We start from the raw sequence: 19,449 nt of genomic DNA, 5'->3' as shown, positions 1-19,449 counted from the left end.
ATGGTCGATGAACTTGTAGAGTATGCAGACTAATTGGTCAAAATTGCGGCATCAGTTTCATCCAATTTGTCTTGCGTCGTTGGATTAGACTCGATTACTTGCACAGGCAGATAACGTAATTGGAGCTTGATTGGCAAGTACTCTGGGAAATTCTCTGCCATATCATTAGTGATGAGTGTCTCAATCTGGCGTACGTCATATGAGCTCGGTAATGTCTCTCCACGTACGATCGCCCGCACCACTTGGTTTTCTTCTGAGGTATCAAACTGTGTATTAGTCAATACATTGCCTTGATCGATAAAATAGTTATTGATGGCTTCTTTGACACTACTCTCAAATACTTGCTGCTTGGCATTGGTCTGTAGATTGATGGTCAAGTAAGCACCTAAGCCGCCAAGTAACAATAAGGTTACGGCGTTACGCTGTAAAAAAGTCAGATATGTATTGGATTTATAATCGTCATCGACCAAACGACGGAAGCCTAATACCCACAAGACAAGCGCATTGGTAAACTGGATAGCAAGGATGTTGGTCGCTGCCAATAACAGCGCACCAAGCCCAAGCTGCATCTCGCCATTAGCGAGCAAGATACCGCTAGCCGCCAGTGGTGGTACTAAAGCTGTAGCAACTGCAACGCCGACAACAGCAACCGAGAGATGCGGGGATACCATAGCATAAGCACCAGCAGTACCACCTGCTAAAGCAATCATCAGATCCATGGAGGTAGGCTGGGTACGTGATAGGATTTCTGCCGTTAGCGGTTGATCTTTATGTAGCCAACCAACGATAAAGCCAACTAATACTACCAGCGAGACACCAATAATGACGGTAAAAAGCGACTTACGTAGCAATGGCATACGATGATCGATAATCGCTAGCGCTATACCCGTGATAGGGCCTAGCATCATGGCGACCAACATCGCTCCGATGACTACGGCTGCTGAATTGGTCACTAGCCCATAACTGGCAATGATGGCAGATAAGATGTTCATGATGAAATACATCTTGCTAGGCAGCGCGTTCGCCTCAATCCTAACCCGTACTTCTGGGTAATCTACCTTTTGATTGCTAAATTGCTCGGCGACAAACTGCTTGTAAGACTCAAGTTTGGCTTCTTTTTCCTCTTGAACCTCATCTTCGTCACTTTCATCTTGAGCCTTTTGAGCGTCGCTATTTTCTACAACGGTGTCTTTACTTTGGTTATCATCTTCTGAGTCATTATTTTGATTGTCATCATCGTGACTAGATGTATTTTTTATTTTTTGTTGATTGGCTGTTTTTTTATCTGATGAATGTGCTGCGATATTTTGGTCATCGGCAGGGTCGTCTTCTGCTTCTACCGTTACCTCCGCGTCACTATCGTCTTGAGCACTTCTTTCTGTTGTTTCTGCCGTATCCGACTGGAAAAAATCGGACTTTTCTTTTGCTTCTATAGACTCTGATTCTGCAACCTCTGATGCTTCAGTATTTGACTGTGACCCAGGTTCTGTCGACTCCAATGTTGCTACAACCACATCGTCACTGATGGTTTCCATGGTTATCTCAGCGTCAGGCGGTTGCGCACATTCAGTGTCTACCTCGGATTCTGTTTCGTCATCTGTATCAGTCGATTGCTTGCGTTGAGTGTTTTCACTTTCATCATTGTCTACAGCAGCATTAACTACTGGGTCAATTATCGCGTCTTGATTGTGAGAGGCGTCAGTAGTGGCTGATGAATCGTTTTGATCCACTGAGTTAGGCGCAGTATTTTTTTCAGATGAGGACATAGCAGATAGCGTTCTTAGTAGATAAAGAAAGTCATTATTGTAATGATAAATAGGTAAAGATATAGGGGATTCTTGAAAACTATAAAAAATAGTTGAGAGAAGATGGGAGTAGGAACTGATGTTTCTTATGATTAAGTCTAAAACCTTAATAATAGCATGGTTTTTATTCAAAAGTCATTCGATATAGATGCTACAAGGGTTCACGTTAAATACTTACTTTTTTTGTGGAATTAAGGTTAAATGTATTATATCCACAATAAAGATAAGGAATAACTTATGAACTTGCCATTATTTTCTGTCATCTATTCAATGGCAGCCACCGTGACTATTGGTGTCTTTATGATTGGCGCCTTGGTCACAGGGTTTAATCAAATCCCTCACATCCAGATGGCAGTAGCAGCGGGTATTTTGTGCTCTATTCCTGCAGGGTTATTTTTCACCAAAAAAGTCGGCAGCATTACTGGTAACGAGGAAGGTTACAAAGTATAAGGCGCAGCACGATGGGCGATTCTAAAATTCCTTGACTATATTTTATATTGATGTTTTTTCTGCTGCTTTATGAACAATGTGTCAGTGTTTGGTGAAATTCAGCCATAAAAAAAGACCCTACCAAGAGGGTCTTTTTTGTTTAGTATGTTTGATTGCTTGTCCAATCGACGAGTACGAGTGGTACATTCATCGTTAAGCCAATTTAGTTGAGGACAACGGTTGCGCCGTTTTCGATATTGGCATAAACCTCTAACACATCCCAGTTGGTTAAACGTACACAACCTGCTGACCCTTGGCGACTGATACCTTCAGGTACTGGTGAGCCATGTAAGCCATAAGAAGGTTTAGACATTCCCATCCAGACCACACCTACTGGATTGTTCGGTCCTGGCGGTAACATATGGATTTTCTTTTGAGCACCTTCGCCAACGGTTGCTTTATACCAAGGCATTTTGACTTTATTGATGATCTTGAATGTACCTTTTGGTGACGGTGTGGCATCACTACCAACGGTCGTTGGGTAAGTGGCAACCAGTTTATCGTCATTGTAAGCGTACAGCGTTTTGTCTGCTTTATTGGCAACCACGCGATTGATACGTTGATTGAGCTTTTCACGAGTATTCAATACAGTGATTGTCTCACCAGCGGTATACGTTTTATTTTTATTGAGCTTGTCTAAATAACGTACGTCCATGTGGAAGCGCTCGCCCAGCATCTCTTTGATATCTTGGTAATACAAGCCTTTCATTTTTGACTTTGCTTCTGAACCAGAAGGAGTGGCCGCGAAGTTGGTTTTTATATCATCCTCAGTCAGCGTATAAGTCACTAGCACCGGCTTATTAGGAGCGATGTTTTTAACCAAGGCATTCCAAGTTTTTTGATCCATTTTTCCAGTTGCTGGCAAGCCTTTCATGGTTTGGAAATTGATCAGGGCTTTTTTGCTGTTCATACCCCAGCCGCCATCGATAGGACCAGGAGAAGCATGGTTCCAATCGAGCAATGCCTGCATCTTAATGGTCATCGCTGAGTTAACCTTCATGCTTGGTGACCAAACAGCATCGTTAACTTGTGTGGCGTAGTTGGACAAGTTTAGCGTGGTATATCTTTTGCCATCTTTGTCTTCGATGTTTTTGATGGTGGGGTCATCACTGAAGTCTTGACGTTTTTCGCTGTCAGGCAATTCAAAAGCTAAAGGGTCAGATGAGTCAATAGACGAGACATCGCTAGGGGCGGCAACGGCCTGACCTTCGCTCATATCATCAGTTCTGTCAGATTGCTCATCCTTACGGGTCAGCTCTTCTGCGCTTATGTTATCAGCAGTGGCTGCTGGCGCTGACGGCTTAGTCTTTTGCTTTGAATCAATCAATTGAGTCATGCGGTCAGCTGGTTTTGCGGTAGTGACAGGAGCGCGACTCTCTTGCACATTAAGGCTGACTTTCTTGGCGATACTAGGCATTGAGTCAGCGGTACGTACTGGCAATGTGCGAGTACTGTCAGCGGTGGCAGCAAATGCAGTAGCACTGGCGCTAACGACAACGATAGATATGGCAGTAATAAGCGGTTTTATTTTCATCATATTGAGTTACTTGTGGTTGCTACTAATGAAGCTATTATGCGCATAATTAATAAGCTTCGCAAACTTTTGACACATATTTTTATGTCCGTAGGGTGCTAAACGTCAACTGCTGACGTATTCACTACAGTTGGGCAATAATTTAGCCATGGTATGTATGAAGTTTTGCTGGATTTTAACGTAAGTCACTTGTTATATATGCTATTTTTTTACACTAAAAAGCACAGTGATTGGCGCTATCTAGCGTTTGCGTCTATAATGGTTGGCTAGATTCTTATTTAATAAGTCAGCTCATTATAAAGAGCAATTTAACTTACCCGCATGTCGTCAGTGGACATGTAACCAGCAAGGTGCGATATGTCAGAAGACCAAACAATGAGCGCAGAAGAGTTTCAAAATCAGTACCTCAACGACGATGGTCTAGAGGGTGGTATGGTATTTGATTCAGAGACTGGGCTTCTCGGTGAAGACGATCAATTTGCCAATTTGCCTGCAGAGCTCGAAGAAGCACGCGAGCAGCTGGTCAGTATTCGTGATTTTATACGTTTTTCAGTTACTCAGCTTCGCAATTATGATGTGGTCGTGGCTCAAGGAACGACTGATGAGTTTGCTGAAGCATCGGCGATAGTATTGCATTCTTTGTCGTTAGATTGGTCGGCGAATGAGCAGATCCTAGACTGCCGGTTGACCACATCAGAGAAGCAAGTGGTACTGAGCTTGCTAGAAGAGCGTATCGCTGAGCGTAAGCCTTTGAGCTATTTGATTAATTTATCGTACTTTTGTGACCTGCCTTTTTATGTCGATGAGCGAGTTTTGATTCCGCGTTCACCTGTGGCAGAGCTGATTCGTCAGCAGTTCCATCCGTACTTTGATACCAATGAGCTGGCCAAGCCATTGGGTATGAATGTCAACGATCAGGCAACCGCTTTTTACGATCATGGTTTAGATATCAAGCAACTATCACAGCCTGAGCGTGTTTTAGACTTATGCACGGGTTCTGGTTGTATTGCGATTGCGCTTGCAACACGTTTCGTCGATGCATTGGTCGATGCCGTGGATATTGATAAAGGTGCGCTTGAAGTGGCGATGGTCAATGTAGATCACCATGATCTTGGTCATCAAGTGAATGTGATTGAGTCGGATCTGTTTGCCAAGATTCCTGCTGAAAATCAATACGAGCTTATCGTTACCAATCCTCCGTATGTCGATGCTGCCATCATGGCAGATTTACCACCTGAGTTTTTATACGAGCCTGAGCACGCATTAGCGGCAGGTCAAGATGGACTGGATCTGGTACATCGCATTCTTTTTGAAGCACCAGATTACCTAAGCCCAGAAGGTCTACTTGTCTGTGAAGTGGGCGATAGCGAATGGGCACTAAAGCAAGCCTATCCCGAGATTCAGTTTGACTGGTTGAAGTTTGCTCATGGCGGTCATGGTGTGTTTGCGATTACCTATGATGAGCTAATGGCACATCGTCAGCTGTTTGCTCCTTTTGTGCAGATGTTAGACAGTCATCAATAGGTCTAGACTGGCAGTCAATAATTATAAATAATGGGTCAAATTAGCATAAGTTGCGTTTACTTGTTTAAGGATAAATATGGCAGGCAATAGTATTGGGCAAGTTTTTACGGTTACCACGTGCGGTGAGTCGCATGGTGCTGGTCTCATGGCAATCGTCGATGGCGTACCACCGGGTTTAGCATTATCCGCAGAGGATTTGCAGATTGATCTAGATCGCCGTAAACCGGGTACGTCTAAGTACTCGACCCAGCGCCGCGAGTCTGACGAAGTTGAGATTATCTCTGGTGTGTTTGAGGGTAAGACAACCGGCACGTCTATTGGCCTGCTGATTCGTAATACCAATCAAAAATCCAAAGACTATAGCGAAATAAAAGATACCTTCCGTCCCGGTCACGCTGATTATACTTATAGTATGAAGTATGGTTTTCGTGATTATCGTGGTGGCGGGCGCTCCTCAGCGCGTGAGACTGCGATGCGTGTGGCGGCAGGTGCTATCGCTAAGAAATATCTACAAGAACGCTTGGGTGTGCAAGTCCGTGGTCATGTCACCCAAATTGGCAATGAGTACAGCAGTATCCTAGAACCTAGCAAAATCGATTGGGACTTTGTAAATAGTAACCCGTTCTTTTGTGCGGATGCCGATGCTGTCAGTCGCTTTGAAACTTTGATAGATAACCTACGCCGTGAAGGTACTAGCTGTGGTGCACGTTTAGAGATTATCGCTAGTGGTGTACCCGTTGGACTGGGTGAGCCGGTATTTGATCGTCTCGATGCAGATATCGCTCATGCGATGATGAGTATCAATGCCGTCAAAGGTGTTGAGGTTGGTGATGGTATGGCAGTTGCAGGGCAGTTTGGTCATAGCTCTCGTGATGAGCTGACGCCAGACGGCTTTACTGCCAATCATGCGGGTGGCATCTTAGGTGGTATCTCATCAGGACAAGATATCCGTGTCAGTATTGCACTTAAGCCAACTTCTAGTATTACGACGGCTGGCAAGAGTATCAATACGCAAGGCGAGTCGGTTGATATGCTCACCAAAGGTCGTCATGACCCTTGCGTTGGGGTACGTGCCACGCCCATTGCAGAAGCCATGCTAGCCATTGTTTTATTGGATCACTATCTGCGTCATCGCGGTCAAAACGCGGATGTGATGCAGCCAGTAGAGTCGATTACTTAGGGTGATTTTTCGAATTATACCCTAGAGATTTAAGCCCTTGATTGTTTCTGATAATTTTATTAGAAATAACCAAGGGTTTTTTTGTGGAAGATTAAAAATGAGTGATTCAACAGGTAGGGCGCGATCAACAGACCCTAATAAAGTGGATTCACTTTGAAACAGATGCAGTGCGATTGGGATGAATTTTTCGTAGCCTTAATAATAGTGCTAAGCAGCTACTTGATAATCATCAATCGCCACACACTGCTGATGGCGAAATACTAATAGCAGTTGTTGACTGGGAATGGCCAACCAATGGCCGAATTCGATACTATCGATGCCTTGGTTCGATAAAGTCTGTGCGCAATGCTGACGATTGTAGCCTAAGTAATTTTTTATCATTTGGTTTTGGTTAGTAGGTTTTTTCATAGCATTTCTATCCTTAGTTTTGATAACGAATTTGAATGACGCTATCGTAAAACAAGCAGATAGAAAACCTGTGTAGGAACGATGGAAATTGAATGAATTGTCGTTATTAATCATTTTTTTCTGAGTATAGAAAGTGAGCGCGTCTATTTTAGCCAAACATTTATTCTTTAGCCAAAGGCAAAGTAATACTGACCATCACGCCTGAATACTGCGTAATAGTAGACTTGCTTTCATTGATATTGCTACTACTGTCATCACTATTTGCTTGAATATTCTTAATAGCAACCTGACCGCCATGATGTTCAATTACTTGCTTCACAAGGGTTAAACCAAGGCCCGTCCCTTTTTTTGGCGTATTACCAGACATGCTAGGCTGTGTTTGCTCAGTATCGGCAGTTGAACTTTTCTCTGTTGAAAATGTTGATAGAGGCTCTGATGTAGTATCAGTAGATTGACTGTGGTGCGATAAACTGAAATAACGGTCAAACGCTTTACCAACGGCGTAATCAGGTAATAATTTACCATTATTAAATATATCGATAGTTACGGTTCGCGCAGAATTGTTTTGCGCGGTGCTGTGCAGATAAATAGCGACTGTGCTATCGGCAAAATGAATGGCGTTATCCAATACGTTTTGCAGCACCTGTACCAACCAAAACTGATCAGCGAAAACGCTGGTATTTGCCAAGATATCTGGCGATAAAGTCACTGTTTCAGTAACCCGTTTATCATCAAGATAAATGTCGATAGGCGCTAGGTGCTGCTGTTGCAATTTAGCGGTGTTGTCTTTTGCAAGGGTTTGCAGTAACGGTAGTAGAGGTGTCAGCTGCCGATTTAGCTTAAAGCTCGGTTGTTCAACCTTGGCAAGTAATAGCAAACGGTCAATTAATTGCTGCATTTTGATACTTTGTTCACCAATGGATTGGATGAGCATCTGTTGGTCTTCCTCATCAAGCCCGTCGTCTTCTAGCAACTCACTGCTGGCACGGATAGCGGTTAATGGGCTTTTGAGCTCATGGGTGAGGGTATGGACATAGTCGGTGACATAGGCACGATTTTCCAACCGATGCTTCATAGATTCAATGGTATTTGTTAGGCTGTTAAGCTCATGACCTAAGTAAAAATAGGGCTTTTTGGTATCCTCTGCCAGCGCACTGGTATATTGGGTAACCAAGGTGATGCTTTGCTTAAGCCACCATGCGACCAGTCCTGCTAATATAAGGGCAGCAATACTCATGAGCAGTGCTGTGATAAGCATGCGATTGCGCGTATTGTCCAAATAAGGCAACACGCTCGCGACAGGCTTGCCGACGCTGACGATACCAATCAGGTTGCCAGCATTATTTTTTATCGGCTGCGCCACATACATGACCGTACCATCGCGCTGACTATGATCTCGTGTCGTACTTCTGGCGCCATATTGACCTTTTAACGTTAAATAAACATCGTTCCAGCGACTATAATCTCGTCCTTCATCATTGTCGGGTTCAGGCAGAGAGTCGTATATGACGATGCCTTTATCATCTGTTACGTATATCCGAAAGCTGCTATAATTTTTGTTTTTATACTCAGGCTCTTGAGTTTCGCCAATTACTGGCATGCCAATAAATGCCGCATCAAGTCTTCTTTGATAGGCATCATCGTATAGCTGCCCTGAAGACAGTGGCATCTGTAAACTTGCCGCCAGCAATTTGCTGGTATCTAATAATGTGTCTTCGATGACTTGCTGCGCCGTCGGTTTGACATAACCAAACAGCTGAGTAAATGCGACCACACCGCAGATAATCAATACTAACGCCAACGCGAGCCAAATCCTAAAAAAAATACTCAAATTCAGCAGTCGTTTTGGTTTGGTGGTTTGCTGCGCGGTGCCAATGGGATGCAGTTTTGCATACCAATTGCTTTGGCTGGCATCAGTGCTATTGTCAGCTTTGTTATTAATATGAGTATTAGGGCGGCTATTAGCGCTATCACTGGTTTTATGATTCATATTTTTAGGTATGCTATTTGACGTTATAGAAGGTCGGTTTTAATCAAAATATGGCTATATAGTCGATACTAAATAAAATGGGTACACGACATAATGATGCGTGACTGGCACAAACTTTTCTTGCTTGCTGTGCCTACGCAGACAGAGGCTACGAAAAATTTATACCAGTCACGCTGTCTCTTTTTTATATTGACCTGACTACAGGGCGTGTTGAACATTCAACCATGGCACTGACAGAAACTATTTTTTAGACAGTTCGACGTTAAAAACAGTAAGTTTAGTTATTCTAAGCGTCTATTTTTAACAATGAAGTGGCAAAAAAGAGTTCTGTCTCCCTCTGTTGATATTAGAGCTGATGCTAAAACTTCCCCATACTGTGTTGTAAACCTAGTTAAGGCACTAGCATTACCGTCGTTTTACGCCTTGTTTGGAGCAGTTTTAGCGATCAGCAGTGCCTATTTGTGAATGTTCAACACGCCCTAGTTAGTTATGACTAAGCGGGACATAATGCGTAACCCAATCCACGATGAGTATGAATGACCTCAATGCTCGCGTCGACAGTGGACAGCTGCTTACGAATGGACTTGATATGACTGTCTATGGTTCTGGCCAAGCGATGATCAGGGTAGTCGCTCACAGCGCTGAGTAATTGCTCACGGCTAAAGACTTGATTGGGTGCTTGCAATAATGTCAGCAAAATTTTGCGCTCGGTATTGCTGAGCTCCAGCTTTTGCTCTTGCCACATCAAGGAATAATTGAGCGGTTGGTAATGCCAAACGCCAGATTGACATTCAAACGTCAATGCTTGCCCTGACATACTGTTCGAAGAAGCACGGTTAGTTGTATTATCGGTGGCTGTTGTATGAGTAGCAGATTGCTTAGACAGTAATTGCTCACGTCGCCAAATGGCTTTTAGACGGGCAACCAACTCGCGCGGGCTAAAAGGTTTGGCACAATAATCATCACCGCCCATCTCTAAACCCAAAATCCTATCAACCTCGTCACTACGAGCCGTCAAAAATACGATAGGGATGTCTTTTAAGCTATCGATATCGGGAGTGTGTCGTATTTGTTGGCAGAGGCTGAGACCATCACCATCTGGCAAGCCAACATCCAAAATAATCGCCGATAGATCTTGCGCCTCAAGGCTATGAAGCATTGGTAACACGCTGCTCGCATTGTCTAGCCAAGTGATTTTCCAGCCTTCACGTTTGCAAGTAACTTTGAGTGACATCGCAATAGCAGGGTCATCTTCCACCAGTAAAATATGGGTCATAGTTTCTATATCGTTTTATAATTTTAGTAAATTATCGTAGCACAAAACAGCAGCCTGCTCTTGCTACCACTATCCAAACAGTGTGAAAACTTGATGGAAAAGCAGGGTATTAGGGCATGTTCTCATTTTGAAAATGGAAATAAAAAGAGATAGATTTTTGCCAATCGATGGAAATTTTGCAGAGAATATGAACATATTGTCTATAAATTTTCGAAAAGTGGCGAGAATATAGCCTTTTTAAACCCATTTAAAAGGTTTTGTTCAGATTGAGGACACGCCCTAAGCAAATGGTCTATTATTTAATGATGCTGATACAACCAATGGAAAATAAAAAACCAGCTTAACAATAATTAAGCTGGTATTGGGTGTGTCTTAATATTAGACACTTAGATAAGAAAAAGGAGTTGGATTAACCTATTTTAAGCCTTTACAGTTGGCATAATAACTCACCGTAGCGGGCCAATCTGAAAAGATGCCTTGGACACCGACGTCTTGTGCCAACACATCGATATAATTCATCATATCACCATCATTATTGATAGCCTCGCCAAGACCACTATAATACCAGTCACCGCCATCGGTTAATGGCCCTGAACGCTCTATCGACCACGTAATGATTTTTAGGTCATTGGCTTTTGCTTGTTTTGCATAGGCTGACGGTATCATTTTTCCATTGTCATCAGTTGTGACTAATAGCCAAAGTGCTGGCGCAATGATGTTAATGCCACGGGCTTTGATCTCAGCCAAGGAGTGCTTCCATGTCGTCGCATCATCTTTATCAAACGTTTTGTTTTCAGCGGTTTCATTACTGTCATCGATGAGATAAACGGCATTGGCACCATAAGCTGGCTCATTTTTTATCCAGTAATCAAGGTCTTCTATATTGAATGACTGCGCAAATACATCATTTGCAGGCACACCCGCTGCCTTATAAGTCTCTATGAGCTGTTGGCGGTAATCGTCTAAACGATAACCATTGAACGGCATGGTCACGGCAGGCGCTTTTAGCTCAGGCGTGTGCTTCATGCCCAGTTGGCGTGCCAATGCGATATGCTCTTTCAAAGTCAATACCTTGCCATTTTGCGAGTACAAGTCTGTTCGCCAAGGCGCAGTCGCATTCATATATTCATCGATACTGGTCGCTTTTTTATTTGCGGCGTCCATTTTGCCCGTCAATGTTTTAAATTGATTGGCACTGATGTCTGAGGTACGGCATTCAATACTGTCGGCATTGGTCAGTACACCATTGGCATCTATGATTGGCGGCACGGTGCACTGTTTGGCCAGCGGGGTAGCAAGGATATTAGTAGTGGTATGCAGATCGTCTTGCGCATGGCGGCAGACCAGCTCGCCGTCATTGGTAAAAGCCACGTCACATTCCAAGATACCTGCGCCCATTTGCGCTGAGGCAACATAGCTATCATAAGTGTGTTCTGGCAGTTGTAATGGCGCACCTCGATGGGCAATAGAAAAGTTCGTTTTGCTAGGTAATTGTGCTTTGCAAGCCAACAGCTCTTCTTTTAATGGGCTCTCATCCATATCATTGACCAAATAGAAAGGCCGAACACCATAGGTATAAGCTTGAGGCGTGGCAGGCAGGTTTTTTGGTAGTTGTTTTAGTGATGGCTTGATAGTTTGATTGGATGTTTGAGTCAATGTGGTATTGCGTATATCGTCTGCGGCCATTGATAGGGTGCAAGTGGCCCCTAGTGCTATGGCTATACTGACCGTCTTAACGGTTTTAAATGGCGTTTTTTTGAGTTGATTGAGCGTCGCCACTGAATTATCTAACATTGTCATGTAAACTGTCCCTACAAAAAGTGAAAAATAATAAGTACAATATTGCTGTCATTTATCCATCCCTTACGTTACCTGATAATTTTTAAAAGATAATGACAGGCGAGTGATTGTTACAAAAATATTTCACTCCCAATTCTCAAAGCTAAACTATCAAAATTGTATTAAGGATCAGTCATGACTGACTATTTAGACGCTGTTATTGTTGAACATAACCCTTCTCAAAAAAAGATAGATCGCGCTGTCATTTGGTTGCATGGCTTGGGTGCCAGCGGCCATGATTTTGAGCCTGTGGTACCGCAGCTGGGCTTGGCTGATGATATGGCTGTACGATTTATTTTCCCACATGCACCAAAGCGAGCGGTGACGGTAAACGGTGGTATGGTCATGCCAGCTTGGTATGATATTTTAGAGATGAGTCTAGAACGTAAAATCGATGTGGCTCAAATTGAAGAGTCTGCCCAACAAATCAATGACTTGATCAGCCGCGAGATGGAGCGCGGTGTTGCTCCTGAGCATATTGTGATTGCAGGGTTTTCGCAGGGCGGGGCAGTGGCTTATCATGTGGCACTCGGCTATCCGAAGCGCTTGGCTGGCTTAATGACGCTCTCTACGTACTTAGCAACCAATGACAACATTAATTATAGTGCGGCTAATAAAGACATGCCAATATTGATTGAGCATGGTACTCACGACCCAGTCGTCCCTGTGATCTTAGGCGAGCAAGCGCAGCAGCTTTTATCAGCAAAAGATTATAATGTGTCTTATAATACCTATCCAATGGCACATCAGGTTTGTATGCCACAAATTCAAAATATTGGTAAATGGTTAAATAAAGTATTGGCTTAGAGAATTGAGCTGTAACGTAATGTAATGAGGGTGTTTTATAGGTTGAAAGTTGGCACTTAATTCCTATATAATACTCGACCTTATTGGGGATGTTCTGGCTTCGACGCTGGTGATGAAACTCAATGATGCATGTCGAGAGTATATGTCCTCTCGTTAATCCAACATATATTGTTATAGTCGCAAACGACGAAAATTACGCTCTAGCAGCATAAACCCAGTTTACTTGGTTTAGACCCTGCTTACTAAGTTGCTGATCACCTACAGTTGGTCAACTAAGTTGAAGCGTCCGCATGTAGGCTCGCCACAAGGGATTGTCTCAATCGCTTGGGTTCAAAAGTAGAGAATCGGCTAATCCATCCTGACTGTCGGATCGGTGCAGACTAAAATTAAAGACAGAAACTAAACATGTAGATTCATGAGCGTAATGCTGGCGGACGCGGGTTCAACTCCCGCCATCTCCACCAAATATTTTAAATGAAGTCAGTCACTTAGGTGGCTGGCTTTTTTTATGGCAATTTTTTTGTTATTAGCTTTCCTGATTAGCTTATATAAGCTTAACCATATCAACTATAGACAATAGTTACTTGGAGGAGTTTAGTTGATTCGGTGTAATGGACATTTTTTATGCTGGCTCAGATTTTAAATCTATATACCGTCTCACTATTACCAACCGCACACGCAGTTTTACATTTCCTGTCTTAAAAAATAGCCCTCTATCTTATAGGATAGATTAACAAAGCACGACCTACCAAGCATGCAAATGAATGCTGGGTGATGGTCATAAAGTCAGGCGTGCTAACGTATATTATAATTGAGGTCAGGGATATATCCATGTTTGATATCAAATCATTTTTTAAAAGAGAAGTAGAGAAAAAACTCATCAATGTAGACGATTATATTTTTATGCCTGAGCGAGTAGAGATGGAGCTGGAGGACGGATTATTAAATTGTGTACTCAACAGTGATGGTCGAGTCGATATTTTTTATAGTAAGCAAGGCGTGACAGAGGTCAGCTCGGCATCGCGTAAGCATCCCTTTACGGCATTCGAAACCGAACTATATCATGGTGTTTATGATGACGTTATTAATGATTTGATCAAAGAAGTAGACAAGATTATCGATGGCTCTTCTAAGTATTTTAGTCGCAGTAAAATACTGCCTTTTGCAGCAGCTCTGTCACAGAGTCCAGTTGACAAAAACAAGTTCTAAGCCAAAGTAATAAGCCAAAGTAATAAGCTGAGAGGAGTGGATGGTACAAGGACTCAGCAATAAAAAGGGTGCATTATAAATAATGCACCCTTTTTATTGTTTTGTATTCTCAACGAACATTACTTTAATGCTTTAAATATCTGTAGCACTTAACGATACTTATATTTTCATCTCGACGGCTTTATTTGCAGCAGCTAAAGCAGAGACGTTGGTGATAGGACGAGATTGACTACCTTCAACCAAGTGATTGGTCTTCGTCTGAGTATACAGCCCTTTGGCAAAGCGAGTACTGTCATCGCGCTCAGTCAGTGTATCCGTATAATACCAATCGCACTGGCAGGCCTGCTCGGTGATATCAAGTAGCATATACCCATGATCGGTTTGATTGTTAAACTTCTGATGGGGATTAGCCTCTGGTCCATTGTTATTTTCAGGGAAGGCAAGGGAAGTCAGAGCAGGGCAAACGAACTCGACGGCCAGCGACCCTGCACCAGTATTTGGGTTGTAGCTGATAGCATCGAATGGGTTTTTACAGACATCAAAAGCGAAAGAAGCGTGATAATCGCCAGTCAGCACGACGGTGTTATCGATATTGTTGTCTTCAATAAAATTGAGCAGACGATCGCGCGCACTTGCGTAGCCATTCCAAATATCTCCGGAGTTGGTCGCAGATGCACCTTTGAACGGCGCTAAAATGACTTGTTGTCCCAGTATTTGCCATGTCGCATCGCGGCGCTTTCCCTCTAGCATATTTAGATAGAGCCAGTTTTCTTGCTCAAGTCCTAGCAGTTGACGCTCGGGCTCATTACTGGCTGTCGCATCTAGCTTTTCACGGCCAAATATACGCGTGTCTAACATATTTAGATCAAACAATTTACCAAACTCAAAGCGTCGATAAATCCGCAGCTGACTGTCGAGCTCGTTGCTACTATCGTCACGGATAGGCATCCACTCGTGATAGGCGCGAACCGCTGACATTTTACGTTCTATATAGCTGCCTTTACTGTCAGTATGGAACCGAGCACCACCCTTCCATGAGTTGTCTGCGATCTCATGATCATCCCAAACAGCGATAAAGGGATGTTGGCGATGACATTCTTGCAAGTCAATATCAGTGCGATAGCAGGCATAGCGACGGCGATAATCTTCTAAGCTAATGATTTCATTCTTTGGGTCTATCGGACGCTCTTCTATCAAGGATTGATCGCGATAAAACCCCTCTGGATACTCATAAATATAGTCACCCAAATGCAACACGGCTGATATATCTGCTTGTTTAGCGATATCTGCATAGCCGTTAAAATAGCCATAACCATAATTAGAGCAGGAAACCACTGCTAAGCGCACGCGATCTACTTCGCTGGCTGGCAAGTCTGCATTGGGTATCGTGCGCGTGCGACCGATAGGGGATGTATAGCCTAAAGCTTCAAAAGCGTAATAGTAAGTGGTATTAGGTTGGGGAAGCTTTGGGTCGACTTTGACCGTAAAGTCAGACTCTGAGGTGGCGAATGCTCTGCCGCTAGCGACAATGTTTTTGAGCTCTGGATCTGTCGCGATGACATATCCGACTGGAATGCTAGTGGCACTGATACTGCCGTCATTGGTGATTCGTGTCCACAGTATCACTCGATCATGCAAAGGGTCACCGCTGGCGATACCGTGTACGAAAGGCGCTGCACCTTGATAACCTAAATCGTCTACCTTATCTAAGGTATTCGAATTGGTGGAGTCATCGTCTGATGAGCAAGCACTAAGCTGGGTCAATAATGCGCCAGCGACAGTAGCTTGACCGCCTAGTTTTATAAACTCACGTCTTTTCATCTATCATCCTTGATATAAAGTGAATTTCATTTACAACTAATTTATACGAGTAAGCTGGGTTAAGCAATCGCTAACCCAGCTTGTGTCAATATTAATATCAATGTCGAAAATACATTGTCAAAAATGTATTTGGCTATTTATTAAAAGTTTATTTGGTGAAACTTGCATAACACGTTTGTAGAGATTTGGCGACGACTCTGGTTACCAACTGTGTGCGATACTGTGTGTCTATCGCTGCATTACCCAATTCAACAAGGGTCACTTGCTGCGGGGCTTGCTCACTGACACAGCCACAGACATTGCTTTTTATGGCTTCTTCTTGCGTGTCAGTCATGGCTACACTGGCAATGCGCCAAGCGCTTTGATTTTCAATCTGACTACGGCACTGATTATCAACTGCTGCTTTAAATACGTTCATACCGATATTGTTTGCTGTGCCAATCGCAGTGCCAGCATTAGTATTCATACCGTCCGTCGTTGTGCAACCCGCTAGGGCGAAGGTAGCAAGCATAGCCGTTGAGATTAAGATTTTTTTCATGGGTTAGTCCTTTAAAGTGTCGGTGCCATCTAAAACTGTATATTATCAGCAAAACCTAATAATGACACCATCAACCAACTGGCTTATTTTAACTTCCAATTATGTGGTTCATGAAAAAGCCAGCTAAGTAGTTACTTAACTGGCTTGATACAGATGTAAACGAGATTGCTCAATTTGTCTTAGACATTCTTACCGTGTTGCTTTTGCTGAATGTCTTTTGCAAGCTTGTAGCACTCTTCGATATGATCATTCGCGATTTTTTTGAAAATCATATAGCCCATCGTAGCAGCAACCATTTGGCCACCTAACGGGATGAATTTCGTCACTTGCTTGGCAGCGATACGACCGCCGAAACCTTGTACGGTCTTTTTGACGATACCGCGCGTCGCCATTAATCCTGCAAAATCGACAGTACGATCTTTTAGAGCGCCCCAATGAATCGCGCGTGACTCTAGGTCAACTGCTGATTGACGTCCTTCAATCAAGCCAAAGCGTTCACTGATTTCTGGCAATAGCTGAGTAAGCATACCCGCATCCACAGCAACATCAAAAAATGGCACAGGAATGATGGCGACACCGGCAGAATATTTGGCGCGTTTTTTGACTAGCTTTTGGCACTCTTTTTTGACTGTTTCCAAATCTAAGCTAGGATCGATGGTATTTGGTAGTTTTTCAGCGGTTGGTGTGGTTTTCATAACGCATCCTTATAAATAGTTAAAATAAAAAAATCAGATTAAAAGTCTCAATAGATAGCAAGTCTCTCAGTTGGTTACTATTTTATGGATTTATAAGAGGCATACAATCATTGCTTTGTAGCAAAATGCAGAAAAATACAGTCACTATGCACCGTTTTTGTAAATGCGCAGTTATGTGCGCTAGGCAGGTAAGCATGGATAACTTGTTTTATGCAGGCAGTAAAGTATGATTTATTACAATGTAATGCAATCAAAAACGATATACCGAGACATTATAAATTACCATTGTGACCCTCTGCTAAAGCCAGTAGAATAGCCTCATGCTAAATTTAACCCCCCGTTATACCAGCACTCGCATCGACGAGTTGCCCACCGCGTTGCAACCACTTGCCGCCCAATCATTAACGCTCGCTCGCTTATATGCAGCTCGCGGTATTACCCAGCCCGATGAGCTTGAGACCGGATTGTCAGGTCTATTGCCTGCAGAGATGCTGCATGGCGTCACAGAAGCAGTGCGTCTATTAGACGTGGCTATCGATGACGGTCAGCGTATCCTTATCGTGGGCGATTTTGACTGTGATGGCGCGACCAGTACCGCGCTGATGATGCGAGCGCTCACAAAAATGGGCGCAGTCGTCGACTTCCTAGTACCAGATCGCTTTAAATACGGCTATGGTTTGACACCAGAAATTGTCGAATTAGGCATTAAGACGTATCAGCCAGAGTTGATTGTCACGGTAGACAACGGTATATCAAGTCATGAAGGCGTGGCACGTGCGCAAGCCGATGGCATCACTGTGGTCATTACAGATCATCATCTGACGACCAAAGCAACACCGCCTGCTGAAGCGGTGGTCAATCCCAATCAGCTCGACTGCAACTTTACCAGCAAAGCGCTCGTAGGGGTCGGCGTGGCATTTTATGTGCTCGGACGCTTAGCCAAGCTGCGCCGTGAAGCCGATAAATCTACCGTGCAAGTCAGTCAATATTTGGATTTGGTGGCGCTTGGGACGATTGCTGACGTTGGTGTACTGGATAAAAACAATCGCATCTTAGTGCATCATGGTCTAGCGGCTATCCAGCAAGGACGCTGCTGTCTGGGTATATTGGCATTGCTTGAACAAGCAGGTCGTGATCCCAAAAAAATGCAGGCACAAGATTTTGGTTTTGTGTTAGGGCCTCGTATCAATGCTGCCGGACGTATGGACAATATGCGCATCGGTATCGAGTGTTTGTTGACCGAAGACTGGAGTACGGCGCAGCGCTTGGCGCAAGAGCTTGAGCAGCTAAACCGTACCCGTCGTCACGTAGAAGGTGAGATGCGCGCGCAAGCGGATAGCATCGTACAAGCATTAGCTGCTACTAATAACGATAATGATGCTGACGAAAGCGGCGATACTATTATTCAGCATAAAACTGAGAGACAGGCTGTTAATAATCAAGATCGCAGCATTATTTTATATCAAGATGACTGGCATCAAGGTGTTATCGGTATCGTCGCTGGACGTTTAAAAGAAAGTCATTATTTGCCCAGTATCGTTTTTGCACCAGCAGATACAGAGCGTACAGGTGACGACGATGCTATCAAAGGTTCCGCGCGCTCTATCGCTGGCGTGCACATTCGTGATGCGATTGAACAAGTTGCTGAACGCCATCCTGACCTAATTAGCCATTTTGGTGGTCATGCGATGGCAGCAGGTCTGACCTTGAAGCGTCGCAATTTTGAGGCGTTTGCCACAGCGTTTAATGACGTCATGGCAGAGATGGAGGATGACGTATTTGCAGAGCAGAAGTTCACTGATGGAGCGTTGCAAGCAGGCGACTTTAGCTTATGGTTCGCTGAGCATTTGGCCAATGCCAGTATTTGGGGTCATGGCTTTGCACCGCCGATATTTGATGGGGTATTCGACGTATTAAGCTTTAAGGTATTAAAAGACAAGCACCTTAAACTATCACTGCGTTATCCTGATGTGCAGTATCCGATTGAAGCGATTTATTTTAACTTCGATAGCGAGGCATGGGACTATCGTGCCGAAAAAGTGCATGTGTTATTTCAATTGGATATTAATGAATGGAATGGCAAGCAAAGTCTGCAACTGATGATAAGGGACTTAGCAGTCGTTAATGAATAAGGATGTTACCTTATTCTAAGACTACGAAAAGACAATAATAAGGCGTCAACTGTGTTTAAGGTTGACGCTTTTTTAATATTGGCATTGTAGGGCGTGTCTTCATTTCAGAAATGGCGATAAAAATGAGATAAATTGCCGTCAAACAAGAAAAATAGCGTAGATAATATCGGGATATTAACAAGCTATTTGACGATGTTTGGCA

15 protein-coding genes and 1 other RNA gene are annotated in these 19,449 nt (G+C 43.5%); 7 read left to right on the top strand and 9 right to left on the bottom strand.

The window, feature by feature from the left end; genetic code table 11:
* Positions 1 to 29: 29 nt before the first annotated feature.
* A complete protein-coding gene (locus JMY08_RS05005; RefSeq protein ID WP_201591734.1) occupies positions 30 to 1,766 on the bottom strand; it encodes a DUF389 domain-containing protein in 1,737 nt (578 codons plus the stop codon).
* Positions 1,767 to 2,042: 276 nt separating this feature from the next.
* Between JMY08_RS05005 and JMY08_RS05000 the strand changes: the two genes are divergently transcribed.
* On the top strand, positions 2,043 to 2,255 hold the full coding sequence (locus tag JMY08_RS05000) for a hypothetical protein (protein WP_201591731.1): 213 nt from the start codon (positions 2,043 to 2,045) through the stop codon (positions 2,253 to 2,255).
* 202 nt (positions 2,256 to 2,457) lie between these two features.
* Here the strand turns inward: JMY08_RS05000 and JMY08_RS04995 are convergent, their stop codons facing one another.
* Positions 2,458 to 3,711, bottom strand: a complete 1,254-nt coding sequence (locus JMY08_RS04995; RefSeq protein ID WP_413786680.1) for a L,D-transpeptidase family protein — start codon at positions 3,709 to 3,711, stop codon at positions 2,458 to 2,460.
* Between the two features lie 474 nt (positions 3,712 to 4,185).
* Here JMY08_RS04995 and prmB point away from each other — a divergent pair, with 474 nt between their 5' ends.
* Together prmB and aroC are read left to right on the top strand one after the other, a co-directional pair.
* A complete protein-coding gene (gene prmB, locus JMY08_RS04990; protein WP_010199439.1) occupies positions 4,186 to 5,352 on the top strand; it encodes a 50S ribosomal protein L3 N(5)-glutamine methyltransferase in 1,167 nt (388 codons plus the stop codon).
* A gap of 76 nt (positions 5,353 to 5,428) precedes the next feature.
* Complete coding sequence (gene aroC, locus JMY08_RS04985; RefSeq protein ID WP_201591719.1) at positions 5,429 to 6,532, top strand: chorismate synthase; 1,104 nt, start codon at positions 5,429 to 5,431, stop codon at positions 6,530 to 6,532.
* Positions 6,533 to 6,739: 207 nt separating this feature from the next.
* Here the strand turns inward: aroC and JMY08_RS04980 are convergent, their stop codons facing one another.
* The 4 genes from JMY08_RS04980 to JMY08_RS04965 form a co-directional block, all read right to left on the bottom strand.
* Positions 6,740 to 6,940, bottom strand: a complete 201-nt coding sequence (locus tag JMY08_RS04980) for a hypothetical protein (RefSeq protein WP_201591707.1) — start codon at positions 6,938 to 6,940, stop codon at positions 6,740 to 6,742.
* Between the two features lie 160 nt (positions 6,941 to 7,100).
* Positions 7,101 to 8,930 (bottom strand): two-component system sensor histidine kinase CreC, encoded by a 1,830-nt coding sequence (gene creC, locus JMY08_RS04975; RefSeq protein WP_201591704.1) that lies wholly within the window; start codon positions 8,928 to 8,930, stop codon positions 7,101 to 7,103.
* Positions 8,931 to 9,423: 493 nt separating this feature from the next.
* Positions 9,424 to 10,206 carry a response regulator gene (locus tag JMY08_RS04970; RefSeq protein WP_201591701.1) on the bottom strand — a complete coding sequence of 261 codons (783 nt, stop codon included), beginning with the start codon at positions 10,204 to 10,206 and terminating at the stop codon, positions 9,424 to 9,426.
* 414 nt (positions 10,207 to 10,620) lie between these two features.
* Positions 10,621 to 12,006 carry a glycerophosphodiester phosphodiesterase family protein gene (locus tag JMY08_RS04965; RefSeq protein WP_201591698.1) on the bottom strand — a complete coding sequence of 462 codons (1,386 nt, stop codon included), beginning with the start codon at positions 12,004 to 12,006 and terminating at the stop codon, positions 10,621 to 10,623.
* 174 nt (positions 12,007 to 12,180) lie between these two features.
* Here JMY08_RS04965 and JMY08_RS04960 point away from each other — a divergent pair, with 174 nt between their 5' ends.
* The 3 genes from JMY08_RS04960 to JMY08_RS04950 all read left to right on the top strand — a co-directional run bounded on the left by JMY08_RS04960 (position 12,181) and on the right by JMY08_RS04950 (position 14,061).
* Positions 12,181 to 12,852 (top strand): alpha/beta hydrolase, encoded by a 672-nt coding sequence (locus tag JMY08_RS04960; RefSeq protein ID WP_201591695.1) that lies wholly within the window; start codon positions 12,181 to 12,183, stop codon positions 12,850 to 12,852.
* Between the two features lie 85 nt (positions 12,853 to 12,937).
* Positions 12,938 to 13,316, top strand: a transfer-messenger RNA (tmRNA) gene (gene ssrA / locus JMY08_RS04955).
* 367 nt (positions 13,317 to 13,683) lie between these two features.
* Entirely contained in the window at positions 13,684 to 14,061 is a 378-nt protein-coding gene (locus JMY08_RS04950; RefSeq protein ID WP_189584386.1) for a hypothetical protein, read from the top strand.
* Positions 14,062 to 14,220: 159 nt separating this feature from the next.
* Here the strand turns inward: JMY08_RS04950 and JMY08_RS04945 are convergent, their stop codons facing one another.
* The 3 genes from JMY08_RS04945 to JMY08_RS04935 form a co-directional block, all read right to left on the bottom strand.
* Entirely contained in the window at positions 14,221 to 15,882 is a 1,662-nt protein-coding gene (locus JMY08_RS04945) for an alkaline phosphatase D family protein (RefSeq protein WP_201591692.1), read from the bottom strand.
* A 148-nt stretch (positions 15,883 to 16,030) separates the two neighbouring features.
* A complete protein-coding gene (locus JMY08_RS04940; protein ID WP_201591689.1) occupies positions 16,031 to 16,420 on the bottom strand; it encodes a hypothetical protein in 390 nt (129 codons plus the stop codon).
* A gap of 179 nt (positions 16,421 to 16,599) precedes the next feature.
* Entirely contained in the window at positions 16,600 to 17,115 is a 516-nt protein-coding gene (locus JMY08_RS04935; RefSeq protein ID WP_010199475.1) for a hypothetical protein, read from the bottom strand.
* A gap of 320 nt (positions 17,116 to 17,435) precedes the next feature.
* On the opposite strand from JMY08_RS04935, the gene recJ reads away from it, so the two are divergent.
* Positions 17,436 to 19,247, top strand: a complete 1,812-nt coding sequence (gene recJ / locus JMY08_RS04930; RefSeq protein WP_201591686.1) for a single-stranded-DNA-specific exonuclease RecJ — start codon at positions 17,436 to 17,438, stop codon at positions 19,245 to 19,247.
* Positions 19,248 to 19,449: the final 202 nt, after the last annotated feature.

This window comes from Psychrobacter sp. Pi2-51 (assembly GCF_904846665.1).
Lineage (GTDB): Bacteria > Pseudomonadota > Gammaproteobacteria > Pseudomonadales > Moraxellaceae > Psychrobacter > Psychrobacter glaciei.
The sequence above is the reverse complement of the archived record's forward strand: the minus strand, read 5'-3'. Positions and strand labels throughout refer to the sequence as shown.